This window comes from Scytonema sp. PCC 10023 (genome assembly GCF_963920835.1).
Taxonomy (GTDB): Bacteria; Cyanobacteriota; Cyanobacteriia; order Cyanobacteriales; family Nostocaceae; genus Kalymmatonema.
On sequence record NZ_CAWUDP010000042.1, the window covers coordinates 73,008 to 86,756 of the forward strand.

Annotated in this window: 13 protein-coding genes; 1 reads left to right on the forward strand and 12 read right to left on the reverse strand. The window is 45.3% G+C overall.

The window, feature by feature from the left end; translation table 11 throughout:
• Positions 1-10: 10 nt before the first annotated feature.
• The 10 genes from ACM0OZ_RS24325 to ACM0OZ_RS24370 all read right to left on the reverse strand — a co-directional run bounded on the left by ACM0OZ_RS24325 (position 11) and on the right by ACM0OZ_RS24370 (position 11,646).
• Entirely contained in the window at positions 11-559 is a 549-nt protein-coding gene (locus ACM0OZ_RS24325) for a histidine kinase (protein WP_414585389.1), read from the reverse strand.
• A gap of 20 nt (positions 560-579) precedes the next feature.
• Positions 580-2,406, reverse strand: a complete 1,827-nt coding sequence (locus ACM0OZ_RS24330; protein WP_414585390.1) for a hypothetical protein — start codon at positions 2,404-2,406, stop codon at positions 580-582.
• A 17-nt stretch (positions 2,407-2,423) separates the two neighbouring features.
• Positions 2,424-3,230, reverse strand: a complete 807-nt coding sequence (locus ACM0OZ_RS24335) for a hypothetical protein (RefSeq protein WP_414585391.1) — start codon at positions 3,228-3,230, stop codon at positions 2,424-2,426.
• A 250-nt stretch (positions 3,231-3,480) separates the two neighbouring features.
• The gene (locus ACM0OZ_RS24340; RefSeq protein WP_414585392.1) at positions 3,481-5,328 is read right to left on the reverse strand and encodes a conjugal transfer protein TrbI; all 1,848 of its coding nucleotides are present in this window, start codon (positions 5,326-5,328) and stop codon (positions 3,481-3,483) included.
• Positions 5,328-6,125 carry a hypothetical protein gene (locus ACM0OZ_RS24345; protein ID WP_414585393.1) on the reverse strand — a complete coding sequence of 266 codons (798 nt, stop codon included), beginning with the start codon at positions 6,123-6,125 and terminating at the stop codon, positions 5,328-5,330. The genes ACM0OZ_RS24340 and ACM0OZ_RS24345 overlap by 1 nt, the downstream gene beginning before the upstream one ends.
• 28 nt (positions 6,126-6,153) lie before the next feature.
• A complete protein-coding gene (locus ACM0OZ_RS24350; protein WP_414585394.1) occupies positions 6,154-7,182 on the reverse strand; it encodes a hypothetical protein in 1,029 nt (342 codons plus the stop codon).
• A 21-nt stretch (positions 7,183-7,203) separates the two neighbouring features.
• Positions 7,204-7,935 (reverse strand): hypothetical protein, encoded by a 732-nt coding sequence (locus ACM0OZ_RS24355; RefSeq protein ID WP_414585395.1) that lies wholly within the window; start codon positions 7,933-7,935, stop codon positions 7,204-7,206.
• Positions 7,936-7,971: 36 nt separating this feature from the next.
• Positions 7,972-10,704, reverse strand: coding sequence for a hypothetical protein (locus ACM0OZ_RS24360; RefSeq protein WP_414585396.1), 2,733 nt, complete (start codon positions 10,702-10,704; stop codon positions 7,972-7,974).
• Between the two features lie 4 nt (positions 10,705-10,708).
• Positions 10,709-11,056 carry a hypothetical protein gene (locus ACM0OZ_RS24365; protein ID WP_414585397.1) on the reverse strand — a complete coding sequence of 116 codons (348 nt, stop codon included), beginning with the start codon at positions 11,054-11,056 and terminating at the stop codon, positions 10,709-10,711.
• A 2-nt stretch (positions 11,057-11,058) separates the two neighbouring features.
• A complete protein-coding gene (locus tag ACM0OZ_RS24370) occupies positions 11,059-11,646 on the reverse strand; it encodes a hypothetical protein (protein ID WP_414585398.1) in 588 nt (195 codons plus the stop codon).
• Between the two features lie 439 nt (positions 11,647-12,085).
• Between ACM0OZ_RS24370 and ACM0OZ_RS24375 the strand changes: the two genes are divergently transcribed.
• Positions 12,086-12,241 (forward strand): hypothetical protein, encoded by a 156-nt coding sequence (locus ACM0OZ_RS24375; protein ID WP_414585399.1) that lies wholly within the window; start codon positions 12,086-12,088, stop codon positions 12,239-12,241.
• Positions 12,242-12,447: 206 nt separating this feature from the next.
• Here ACM0OZ_RS24375 and ACM0OZ_RS24380 read toward each other — a convergent pair whose 3' ends face one another.
• Both ACM0OZ_RS24380 and ACM0OZ_RS24385 read right to left on the reverse strand, forming a co-directional pair.
• Positions 12,448-12,810 (reverse strand): hypothetical protein, encoded by a 363-nt coding sequence (locus ACM0OZ_RS24380; protein WP_414585401.1) that lies wholly within the window; start codon positions 12,808-12,810, stop codon positions 12,448-12,450.
• Between the two features lie 30 nt (positions 12,811-12,840).
• On the reverse strand, positions 12,841-13,728 hold the full coding sequence (locus tag ACM0OZ_RS24385) for a CHAT domain-containing protein (RefSeq protein WP_414585402.1): 888 nt from the start codon (positions 13,726-13,728) through the stop codon (positions 12,841-12,843).
• Positions 13,729-13,749 lie beyond the last annotated feature (21 nt).

The following is a 13,749-nucleotide window of genomic DNA, read 5'->3' on the forward strand; positions in this document are numbered from 1 at the left end:
TTTTTACTTTTTACTTGTTCTCACCCACCTTCGTCAAAGCCTCGTTAAATTTGACAAATGCCGCACCCTGATAGCAATAGTGTGAGCGTGATACCATGCCTTCTGTTGATGTACTTTGAGTAATCACGAGGCACGAAAATCCATTCTGCACTGTGTCATCCGCTCGAATTAACACTTCACCTTTGGGTAAGTTCGGGTTAGCAATTACCGAAAGAACCAACTTACCCGACTCTTGATAAACCGGATAGATACAACCACCCACTCCACAAAGTTGCGGCGATTGGAAATCAAAAATGTATAATTTACCTGCACCGTGAGACGGGACTTGCAAAACTTTGATTGATTTGGCTTCAATACCACCTATTGAGTTTTGTCGCAACGCCCTTTCAATGAGTGATGCAGGTGCAATATCCCTAGCATCTGTCCAGGTAAGTGATTGCCCACCTTTTTTTGATGAAGTCGCCTTTACAAACAAGGCGGTAACGACAAACAATGCTATACAACTAATTGCAAGAATCGCTGGGATTTTAGAATATTTTATATTAGGTAAACGGTTCATTTTTAATTGCATAATTTACTTTAAAAACATCCCATTAATTGCAAGCATTGTGTGTATTTAGCAGCTGCCTTTTCGCCATAGCCTTTAACTGAAAATTTGCCATGTACATCACTCACCGCCGCATCAATGGGAATAAAAGCACCCCCAAAGTGCATTTGTGCCACTCGTTCAATTAATCGCTTTCCAGTAAAGGGTTGCCCCGTTGTCGGGTCAATCTGTTGGGAGGCTTTTTCCAATAAGTTCGTTATGTCAGATTTCAATAAACCCTGTTGAGCAGCGGGTGGAAAATACATCATCATTTCCTCACCCGTTACCGCTTGCCCTTTATCCACCTTGGCAAGAAATTCTTGACCACCAGGATTACTTGATATAAGCGAACGCACGTCCGGGCGATACGACATAAATTGCTTTGTACCTAAGCCACGACCACAGTTACCCGCGCTATCACATACATACGCCCCCACAGAATCGTAATTGCCTTCTATCTCCGAAAGTGCATCCGATAGAGCATCTATTGCTACCCCTTGATGTCGTTTTGAGCAATCACCTGAACTTGAAAAAGTAAGAGGTTTAACACTCGTATTTACGGGATTCTTCAAACTAAATCCACTACTTTTTTTACCCGTTGGCATGGAAACTGAATTGTTCCTTGCACCACCCGTCACCAAACCCAAAAAAATTGGTTCCTTTTCTTTGTAAGTTAGCCAGGGAATCGGACCAATAAAGTAAGGTGTACACCCCAAATCCACCAATCCTTTCCGCATACAAGCACGGAAGAATAAAGCTTGGGATACCATGCCATCAACTTCTGAAGTGTCCCACACGACAACCTTAAAAGCATCACCAAACGGGTGGCGTCCGGTTGGTTCTTTACCGCCATTTACGCTTGCCAAAATTCCTTTACCACCGCGCACCAATTGGTACTTTCCACTAATCCACTGTTTGCCTAAAACTAAGGGTGAGCCAGATAACTCTATGTGGGCGCAATCTTTCTCACACGGCACATTAAATCCTTCTTTGTTGCTGCCAGAAATCGTGCGTTCCCGCTGCTGTTCATCAGTTCCAAAAGCAATATCAACAATACCCACATCTGCACCTACGGGGTTAGCAGGATTAGGAAATTGTGAAAAAGGCACATCAGCTAAACCGGGAATTTTATCAATGTTCACACCTTGCCAATTCTTAAAAGCCGCAATCGGCGTACTATCCAACCCTGGAATCGCATCTAAACCGTAGGAGTTCATTGGCAGATTGGCAAACTCTAACTGACCTAAATGTGGAGACTGCTGCAATAATTGTCCGATTGTTTGTGTACTGTCAAACTGTGTTGCCAGTTCTTGAGACAGTAGATTAAAAATTGGTTGGACTTCGGTGATGGGCAGATTTTTTAAAGCCGGAATCGCCTGTACTAAACTCTCTAAAGTTTGGAACTGCATCACTCCAAAGTCTGAGAGATTAATTTTACTTAAATCCAGCCCCACAATTTCACTAATGGACTGAAGATTGAATTGTTGGAGTTTAAAACTATCCTGAAAATCGCCCATTTTCATGTACTGAGCGGGCGTTTGTCCGGCAACCCAAGTGCGAGACGGGTCATATCCCAGCTGCTCAGATACACTTTCGGGTGCAAAGAAAGAACCAGATTTGGTGATACCAGGTAGAGATGAAAAAGTAATTTGATTCCAATCTGGTAGCTGGGTGTTTTGCCAAGTGATTGTAGGAACTGGACTACTAGGCTCAGTTACAGCCAGCGATCGCTTACTGCAATCACCCATAAAAACACCAGAAATGACCAACGATAAACTTAATCCCGTGCCAAACCCGCAGAATTTCCTCAGCAATTTCACTGCCTTTCCTCTGACGATTATTTAACTGTAATGATTGAAGTCGTCTGCACTGGAGGTTGAACAGGCGACGTTTTTCCTAGTTCTTGGAGGCGTTTGACCAGCTGCAAAGAAATTCCACTCTTCGCTGCGGCGACTTCAGTTGGTTCACCCACCTTAACGCTTACCAAAAAGTTTTCAATTCGCTTCCACAATGGGGAGTCACGTCGAATAAGGCGCTGTTGTTGAGCAACAATTAAGCCGCGACTCATGATCTGCCAATCTTGATACTGTGCGAGAACCGATGTCAAACGTGGGGGATGACTCGCTACAGCTGAAGGCACTTCCTTGGGTGTGACCTCAACCGTATGGTATTTAGGATTTTTACCCCCCATCGCCACTCGGAACACATACACCCGTCGCCCAGCTGAACCCGCAGTAACGACAGTCAGGAGTGTGCTATTTGTCTTCGGGAGTCCCGGTATATTTAACGGGTTAATCCGCCGCAGATGTAAAACAGTTGCCCCCTGAAATTGTTGGCACTCTCGCCCTAAACCCGATAAACAACCATCCACATCCAAGGTGGCGAAAGAGGGATTGTCGAACCACACTTTTTCAACTGTCTCTCCCGTGGGAATAAAATTGATGTTGACTCCGTACCCAGGAGACAATTCAATCAAAACTGGTGAGGCTGCACTTTGCCCTGTTGCTACGGGCACAGAAACACGTCGCACTGAACTAGGGGTTTCTTGGGCAAATACACTGCGACCAGAACCGAAGACACTGAATGTCAATCCAGTCGATATCAAAGCAATTAAAGTGATGCGTCGCCACAGTAAGGTTTTCATATAGCACTCCCAAATCAGTCGTGAAATTATTCGTCTCTAGTACTTTCTTTCTCTGTGTTCTCCGCACGGCAGTTGCTACAACGGGGGGAACCCCAACGCCAGTCGCCTGACGCCACTCCCCTCAACGGAGGGAACCTCCGCACGGGGGTGGCTCCGGAGGGAAACCCTCCTGCAGCGCTGGCTCCGCAACGCACTGCCTTGCCTCTGCGGTTACATTTCATTCTCATAAATCAAATAGGACTGCCATAACTCAAAACTCAAACGATTGATTGACAAATACCTGGACATTTGTTCCAGCACGGACATACCAAACATCAGAGCGCTGTAACATTTTCTGAAGGTCACGTTCGTTACGCTGCAAGATTTGCTTGGTCAGAGGTGCAAAACCTCCTTCTAATACCGCGCCTAATAAATTGGGGGACGAGCTGCGAGTCGTGGTGGAAGTGCTAAAGCCAGAGCCACTTGTACTCGTCGATGATTCAACATCTGGTCGATTTATCACTTCGCCTACTTTGGCAAGCGAGCCAAATAAAAACGTTGTGGCATCGTGAGATGCAATCGCACCACCTTTATTGCCCCACTTATTAGCAATCAAAGGCTGACCCTTGGTACCACGAATACTAATCGCTCCAGATGGGAGGACATATTCTTGACCATCAATTACAATCTGCGTTGCCTCCAGCTGGGCAAGTCCTGATTTAGGAATATCAACCACTTGAGCAACAATAGCAGTACCCACAGGTAACGTCACAAAGCCCTGTTCATCAGTCAATGATTCAGCCAATTGGATAATAAACTTCTCGCTCTCGCGGTCAGACTTGGTAGCAACAGTGGTGCTGCTCTTAGAATCAGCCCAAATTACTGGGGTAACTAACTTCCCTTGAGCTTGACCGCCCACTGTTAGCCGTTGCACAGGGACACCCGTGAGCAGAGCAGCTTCTTGGGCCGGATTAACTTGAGCTGCAACCACTGCATCAAGAGCCGCTGGTTCTTGAGGGACAAATCCATCGCTCATAGCTCGGACTGGAGTGGCACGCTTAATTGTTACTTTATCTGAAGCGGAGCGCGCCCTAACCTCCTGTATGGCAGAGCCATGCTGCTGTGAGCTTTGCTCAGAGGGCAGATGTGAAGTATCTGCCGAGGCTAAACGGGCAGGCGCACTTACTGAGGGTTGCCGCAAAGTTTCGTTTGAGGCAGATGCAGTAACTTCACTCGTTTGAGTACCGCCGTAACTCCCCAAACGACTCATTGCTGCCCATTGCTCCATTGGATCAACTGGCTTTGAATCAGACGCAGATGCGTTAGACTTTGGTGTTTCTCGCACTGTTGGGGAACTAATTGGCGCTAGTCTTACAGGTTGTTGAACTGATTGTTGAACTGGCAGGCGTAGTGGTTGTCGAACGGGTTGAGGCGGTCTTGAAACGTAAACGTAGCGGACAGGTGGTACGGTTTGACTTTTGTTCACCGCAACGTAGCGGACAGGTGGTACGGTTTGACTTTTGTTCACCGCTAATCGGGTTACAGGTGCAGTGGAGGAAGATGGTTTATCCGTTGGTTTCTTAACAGTTGTAGTTTTAGGACTCTTAGACTGCTCGACTGACTTAATTTTTTCAGCTTGGCTTGCTAATGCTAATTGCGCTTTGAACTTACCTGTCTCAACTTCCTGAGTTTCAACTTCCGTCTCTTTGATTTCGGGTTTGGATACCGTAACCATACTCGGAGCAGATTTAGGTTTTGACCTCATAATGGTGTTCAAAAACATGGCGCTAGAACCAAACACCACCAGCAATCCCAATCCCACTACGCCCAATTTCGCAAACGGATTTCCTGATAAAGTCGGCTGGGTTTTACCAGTTTGTGGGTCATCAAATAGTTCAGATTGAGCAATAACATTCTGACTAGAATCATGAGATAAATCAGCTTTTTCACCTTCGGTAAGAGTGCCATCTACCCCTTCTGAAATTAACTCGCCTGTTACTTCCTCGGCATTCAAATCATCATCAAAACCAATTAATTGAGCCAGTTTCGCTTCATCCCACTCTGAGTCTAACTGGTCATCTGGCGGTAGTAACGTTGTTCCATTTTGAGAATGACTCATTACAAATTCTCCTCTGGTAAATCTCGAATTGCATAGATTTCTAACCCACTTGCCCGAACTTGGTAAATCACAGCCGCTAGTCCAGTCATCGTCGCGGGTGGCTCTGGTGCTGACACTGCCCGGACAAATATTTCTTTATTAAAAGCAATGACTTCTCCTAAATTATTACCACGGTCAAACACGGTTAAATTAGCAACCATTTTAACCTTCCATTTACCTTCAGCAATTTTTATAGGTGGTTGGATTGATAAGGGAACTAACACGACTTGGGTTGTCCCTTTGAACACACTTTGAGGGGTTAAATCAGCTAGCAACTTTAAGAAGTCTTTACGGAAATCTTCACTTAAAGCATTGGATGCCTGCCACGCACCAGTTGTTACTTTGCCGCGTCCATTACCCACTGAATGAATGTCTACTCCTGGATCTAATTTCGGGTTATTTGCTTCTTCAACCGTTGTAGGAGTGAGAGTTCCTGACCAATTCATTATTAGAGTCATCGTGTCTGTCACAAACCGGGTTACTACTTGGGGTGTGCGTTCCAAACTGCCCAAAGGCGCTACTGTAATTGACTTACCTGTTTCTAATTGCACAAGAGAGGGAGGTGCTTTCTTACTAAGTGAGGAGTAAGAACCATACAGCATTAGCAACACAAAAAAAGTCAGAATATGTAATCCAAATGTTCCAACAGCAAATAAAGCTAAAGCATCACCTGTAGAGAATTTAGTTTGTTGACGATTCAAAAAGCGGAGGCGCTTTTGGTCAACTGAATCATTGCTAATATCTTTAGAGACAGCCACAAATCCTCGCTGGTTTTAGTTATTTCAATTAAGGTACAAGTCGGGTAAAAACATTGCTTAATCCAAAACGAGCAATACTGGATAAGCTATTAAAAACTGCCATGCCTCCACCAGCTGCGATCGCCATTGCTAAAATCGGGGCAAGCAGCCCAGTGGCAAAGGCAAAAACCATCGGGTCGTTCTCCCCAGCATTGACAACGAGGGTGGCAACAAGTCCACAGATAATATTGAAAGAAAGCTTTGCCATGCCCACACTAAAAAAGCCTGTTAGCCAAGCAAATATTGCTTTTTGACCTACTGGAAGCAGTGAGCCACCCACTGCTAATGGTCCCAACAAACCAGTCAGTAGCATGGTGATTTCAATGATCCATTGAAAGGCAATTGAAAAGGCAATTAACCAACCTCTCACTGCCAATTGAAATATATTCGTGCTGAAAAATTCACTCAAGCCAAAATCAGGAAACCACCCCTGACCACCATTAGGAGAACTATCAGCAATTTGTTTTGCTTGAGCAACAGCATTCTCCATACATTGGCGGCGTTGTTGAAAATCAGCAATGGATTCGCACTGAGTAGAGAGCGATCGCGCCGCATCCTGGGAACCAATATTAGCCATCGCCCGCTGATACGCATCTTGGAGTTGAATCGAAGCTGAAGTAGAAGTTAACAGCGTTTGATTCGTCTGGTTGATAATCTCACGTAAACCCCTGGTTGCTGCTGCTAAAGGTTGAGCTTGATTGCTAAGGAGAACGACGACCACAAGGGGCCAAATCAGTTCCGAGAAAGCCTTGGGGTGATCACCGTCCACCATGTCTTTCGCCCACTGAACAATGAATAACAGCAGAGTACCAACCCCAAAGAACAGACCCAGTTGTGCGATCGCTGCATACAAGCCGCCGCCTAGTACGTCATTCCAAAGTCCGTTCATAGATTCGGCAATTGCAGCACTTGCTGCTGCCCCATCTTCAGTGATTCGAGAAGCTTCTTCCCCGACTCTTGATGTTTGAGCAATAATGAATTCAGAACTGAACAGTTGAAATAACACTTGTAGCGGCATAACTTTGTACCCTTCCTAGTTTTAGAACAACCGCGCTTTAGCAGCAGTGCGGTAGTTTTGAAATCCTTGACCCACCGTTTCCCTTTGCTTGGCTTGGTTTTGACCATCAACAGCGCGAGAGATATTAGTCAAGTTGACATTCGCTAAATCTTGCGACTGTTGCTGTCTCAGCCCATCAGCCCGCATCGCTCCCAAGATTGCTGCTTGTTGTGCGTTTTGTTGAGCAATCTGCTTCATCACGTTCTGCGTAACAACTTCGCCTTGAGCAGCCGTTGCTTGTTGCTGGACTCGCTCAATCGATTGTTGAGTGCGCTGAATTTGTTGCTGGGTGCGCTCTTGACCTTCCTTACCTAGTGTTGACGTACTAACCGCACGGGTAATTTGCCGATCCACTTCGTTAGTAGCAGTTTCAACTGGGTTAACTGCAGCATCACTACTAGAAGCGATTTTCTCAACTTCTTTTCTGGCAACAGTGGGGTCAGGTAAACCCAATGCACCTATCGCTTCATCTATAGCAGCTTGTAAATCCCCTCCCAAGGACTCAGTTAGAGGTTCAATCTTGTCAGAGAGGATGGACGACACATAATTTTGCAAAGAACCAAGTTGAGAAGTAAATTGCTCAAACACCTGAGCTAAGGGATTATCACCTTGAAAGGGAACGGTCATAGCAAGAGTAGAAGTGTTTGCTGTTCCCAGAAGTGCGAGCGCAAAAGCTGTACCATACACAACTTTTTTCCACTGACGTGCTTTCATAAATCCTCTAGAATTTTAGGTTGATTGCAAATTTTGTTACAGTGATTCCACTAACTGTTTAGAAAACTCAGTGAGTGCCACAAACTTGTCAGCATGACGAGCGAGTGCTGCTGTTCTTTGGGCTTGCTCGTGGGGATTATTTGCCACTGCTGCTAGGAGATTTAGGGCTGGGTAGTAACGACAAAATGTAAACACCCCAGCATCATCTAACAGCCATTGCGAATAAATCCCAGATTTCTTCGGAAAGAAACTTTCTGTGGCATTGCGCCCAATGATTTCTCGCGGATACTTGAGAATTGAGACAAAACTATCCACTGCTGTCGGTTGAATCCGACCAATCAGGCGAGTGGTCAAGTTCTGGAAAATTTTGGCACCGGCTGGAGATTTTGCAATCGTGTCAGGGTCTTGAGCTGATAAAATGACACGAATCCCTGCTTTAGCACCGTTAGCACACAAGCGCCCCACAAGAGCAGCGATTGAATCGTATTCAAACAGAATCGGACTTTCATCGATAAAAAACACACTTGCTGGAGCCGCCAACGCCCGACGTAACGCTGCTGAGTAAGCACTCAAACTCAGAATAGCTGCATCTTCATCGTTAGACAGGTTACGCAGCGCAAAGACGAGTAACCTAGCATCACTGTTAAACGTACTCGGTTGAGAGATTGCTTTACCCACCCGGCTACTGAGCCAGAAGCGTAAGCGCAATTTCACTTGCTCTAACCCAGCTTTGGTATCTCCAGCCAAAGCGTCCAAGCGCAGTCGTTCGTAGGAGCAAAAGCTCAAGAAGTCAACCAGGGTAGGCATCGCTTGCCATTCTGGTGAACCAAAGCCCGAAGTGAATGCAGCAGCATAGCGATCGCGGATTTGGTCATCACTAAAAAAAGCTGTAATTGCCAGTGCCAAAATTGACCGCACTGTATCGGTCATTACCAGTGAAGCTGCACCACCTTCAGAGCGTTTTGTTCCCACAATCATTGCTAACAGCGCCGTCTGCAAGAAATCTTTGTAGTCTTCAAACCGCTCCTGCTGCAATTTTGGGTCGAGCGATCGCAGATTGGGCAACTCGAACAAATTTGAACTTTCCCGCCCAATGTCGAAGTACGCGCCATCTTTCCCCATAAAGCGGGTGTAATCGGTAAACGTGCTACTACCATCTGGTTTGGGATAGTCCATCGCCACGACGGGCATTCCATGAGCTAAAGCTTGGGTGAGAATTCCCGCCGCCGCTACAGATTTACCACTGCGAGTTGTACCGAATAATCCCAGGTTCTTGTGCTGGGTATAAAGATTGAGGAAAGTGGGCGTCCCGCCTTCTTCAGCTATGAGTTCAAATCCCGTGTCATCTCCGGCTTTCGTCCTCACCAAGGGCATCAATCCAGGGACTTCACCACTAAGGTGAACCAGCCGTCGATTGAAAGGAACCGTCATTAAGCGTTCCCAGGAAATCGGGAAAGTCTGTAACCAAATTCGCCAAGGGTATTCGGTTTCGCGCACCACCCAAGCTGGACGCAAAAAACAAGATTGCAGATATCGGCAAGCTTCATCTAGCTGCTCACGGGTTGTTCGATGCACCAGAAACACCACAGCAGTGTGGATGGGAACGGCTCCCTCATATAACTCTTCCTGAGCAGCAATTGACTTTTTGATATTGAGCAAGGATTTAACATCAACTGAGTTTTTCTCACTGGCGATTTGAGCGCTGGTATTTGATTGCTTGGTAAGACGCTGCATATTGGTTTTGACCAACGTCTCGTTCGCCCGCATCAGCTGTGCATATATCTCGGTGTCGTAAATCCGTTCCCGTGAAACGACCTCCCACAAATAACGCAGTTGGCGCTCCTTGTCCGCCCACCCACCAGGCTTATCAGCGAAGGTAAGTGCGCCAACATATTTCCCTTTGATGTGTACCCAACGTCGGTCAGCAACGGGAATTGATGACTCACTTTCCATTAATAAAGAGGTGGGATGCACTTGGGAGTACACTTCTTCTCTAAGCCCGTCTTCATCCAAAACCAGCAGTTGAGGGATGTCCCGTGGAGGCGTGTCGTTGAACCGCTCCCAGAGAACTGCCCAAAGTTCCTCTGCAGTTAACGGGCGAATATCTAAGCCCATTTTATTAGCGAGTAATTGTTCCCATAGCTGGTAGCCATCAGTAAAGGATGCGTAGAGTAGGCGCTCAATCCGAACAAATTGCATCTCGTTGATTTCACCCGTGAACGACTTCCAGGAACGTTCCAGGCGAGACAAAAGTTTTTCAATTGCGTCAGTTGAGCCTGCTATGTCCGGCTCAACTGTATATGTGCAGTATAACCTTAAAGTTTTTGGTTTGCGAATCCCTTGCTTTGTTAATTGTTGGACGCGCGATCGCTCTCCCATCAGAAGATACTGCAATTCTTGGTTAGGAGCAGTTGCAGATAAATTGCGTAGTTCCTGTTGTCTTTTTTCATCTGAAGTAAAAGAGCCAAGATGAATCGTTAAACGTTCTCCTTCGGGTAAATCTTTTAAACCTGATTCAATTGCGTCAAACACTGGGTCAATTTCTTCTGTTCGCAATGTGGCATGAATGCCTTTGCATTCAAACCCAAAGTGAATCATAAAGTTGTTCAATCCCTTTCGCAGTACGTAAGCACCAACTTGCCTACCTTGCAGATTAATTTGCAACATCGACACCAAAGCAAAGGCATCTTCCAGAGGTGAATAACGAACTTTTGTTACCCCGTTGTCAACGGTTGCTTTACCAACTTTTGTTTTTCCTTTAGGAGTCACATTATCACCTCGTTTTTTTAACTTTCTTGGCTTTCTTCGGACCAGTATAATTATTTAATTGCAATATTCGTTGATATGGTACGCGCACTCTTGTCCAAGTAGGAGTCATCACAAACTTAGCTAAGAATCGCCAAGCTTTTGACCCTGTAAGCACCCACCAAGTAGATATTCCCCAAGCAGCCACAGCGCACGTCCAAATCCAATTCAATTTCAACATTCCGTGACATAAACAATAAGAAATGCCAAAAATAATTGTCCAAGGAATAAGTTGGTCTGCAGGAAATGGACCAATATTCGGTTGCTTTCCAAGAGTTGCATTTACAGTGCGAAATTTAGATTTATTCGGCTCCATGCCTAGCCACCAGTACCGCCACCGACAATCAAATTCGCCAGAATATCACCCATTGTTACCGCAATTAGAATAATCATCGGTGTCCGGGCTAAATTCTGCCAATCCTCATCTTGGCGAGCTGCTTGAATGACCTTAACTAAGGAAATTCCTAAGTAAAGTAAGAACAAGCCCCGCAGCACGTTAAAGACCAAAGGAATCGCCTCACCAGCATCTCCAAACTGCCCGCTCATCCAACTTTCTGCATTTTGAAAAAACTGGGCAGAAGCCGGAGTAGCCAAAGCATCTAATAGGAAGAATGCACCCACCAGTGTAAAGAAAACAGTGGCAATTTTATAACGGCGGTTCAATCGAGTCAGCCAATTGAAAAAATGATTGAGTTCGTGTCGCCAGATAATTGCGGCAGTTCCAAAAACTGCGGTACCAAAAGTTGCAAAGCTGACTAAACTTGCACTCAGAATCATGTCCAGTAACATGACTACAGTCGCCCCAATCATCAATGGATAGATGGTGATGGATTGGTGTGAGGAACGATGCTGCGATCGCCTAAGTAAAAAACCAGTTTTTTCAGTTCTAAATGTTCTTGATGACATCGGAAAAACACCTTTCTCTGCAAAAGAGAGCTGACAACAAAGTTTGCTATATCTGTGTTAACCTTTTGTCACCAGAACCCCCATCAAACCATTGTTAGAGGTCAGCAACAGACTTCCAGTCTTTAAATTAAGGTAATTATTAAATAATTCTTAAGGGTTTTGGATAAAAAGCAGCCCTTCCAAGGCTAGATAGCGCTCAAAATCTACGTACCCCGTAACCAAAAAGCTCAAATTTTGTAAATTTTATGATTGCGTTTTTGATTTTCTAGTAAATTTACTAGTAACTTTTGCACTCTATCAACAGATAGAAAAACGATTTCGCGGTGGTTATATTTGCCTCGACATTACCCGACACAGGCACTCAAGACAAACCAAGGAGAGCATAAAAAACGGGCGCTCTTTGATGGCACGTATGTGCGCCGCGAGGCGTAAGATTGGAATGGAAGAACGGTCTAATCCCAGTACTTCCGTAGCTGATAATCCATCTGCTACCAGCAACACACCAACAACTAGTACACCAGAACGCATTGTAGAAGCAACTGGATGGGTGCTTAACGAAAAAAGAAAGGCGAAGGGGAGTATATTGGTAATATAGCTGATTAGAGAGAATCCCAAAAAAACTAGAATTGGCTTGCAAACCAGAATTGTGCACATATTACTAACCTTTGGGCTTTAGCTAGGAGGTTTGAATCTATTTCAATACACGTATGGAACATAATTGATTGAACTGCTCTTGCAACCAAGCGGCGAATAGTTCACTGTTGCATCGCTGACGCATGGCATCATCTAACTGCGCCGGAATCAACTTTTCGGCGTTGCACAATCACCAGCCATTCTCCTAAGCGAGTGGGAGGCATTTGACTTGTGGCTAAGAAAGTAAGATTCGAGTTTGTGACCCCAGGTAGCTTGCTTAAATTTTTCAATTTTTAGCGAGCGCGTGACATAGGTTTGTAGTTCCTGTGTTGTCATGCCATTGCACTCTAGCCAAGTTTGAAGTTCTGTCTCAGAAGTTAGCTGATTTTTACAACAAAACTGCTTATAGGCGCTTTCTGCTTCCTCAGGTGTACAGGTAAAAGGAGCGATCGCCTTATCAATAGTAAGAATTGTTATCACAGCAATTTTGAGATCGCATTCTGACCAAATAAGGAATACAGCAACCACCAAAGCACAAGTTCCTTATCGTTATCACAGCAACTAATTCCTTAACCCGGTTTTTGGTTTCACTGCTACATAAGAGAAAGCGTAACGTTGAATCAGGTATTTATCTTGCTCGTCTAGTAGTGCTTCAAAGGGAATTAGTGTCAACTGTCCGTCGGGTGATAATAGTAGGTGATGTGCATCGCCTAACAGTGGACGGATGGGAGCCATGACTTGCTCATCTAATTTGCGAGCAAGTTGCTTAAGTGATGGGGTAGACTTGTTTATACCAGTAGGACGAACATCAATAATACTGCGATCGCCCTTTTGTTGATTATCACCCTTTTTTGTACCATCTTTTAAAATAGCGTTGTCTTTATCACCAATCGCACTTGGTTTTGCCAACGCTGTTCGCAGATTAGCAACAGACTTGTTAATAGTTGCAGCATCTCCCAAATCAACCCACTTTGGTTCCCCAACAGAACGCAGCACCGCCGCCGCATAACGCGGTTTACCCCATTGTTCACTCGGTTTAGCCTTGGGATTGAACGGTTGATACTGCACAATTTCTACCAAAGCTGCATCTTTGGGTATTTTAGCTTGAATGGCTGCTAGCTCTACTGGCTGGGTGGCGGTGCGGAACTCAGCGCTTTTGGTGCTGATAGCGTCTTCTAGGCGTTCTTTTTCTGCTTCCAGTTGCTGAAATTGAGCTTTATATTCAGTTGGGCTTTGCTTTCCCTGTCCCTTGTATACTAATGCTGATAGCTGCTGATTAACGTTCGACCATTCATCAAATAATTTTTGTGTCTCTGGCTTGTCTGCTAGTTGACTGCGTAGTGTTTGTATGCTGTCGGCAACGGCATCTAGTACAAGCCCTTTGCGGCGCAGCACTGTGGTAAGTGCTAACTTTCGAGAGCGATTTTTTTCGGGGGAGGTGGGGGACAATTAGCCAGGGTTTTAAACATC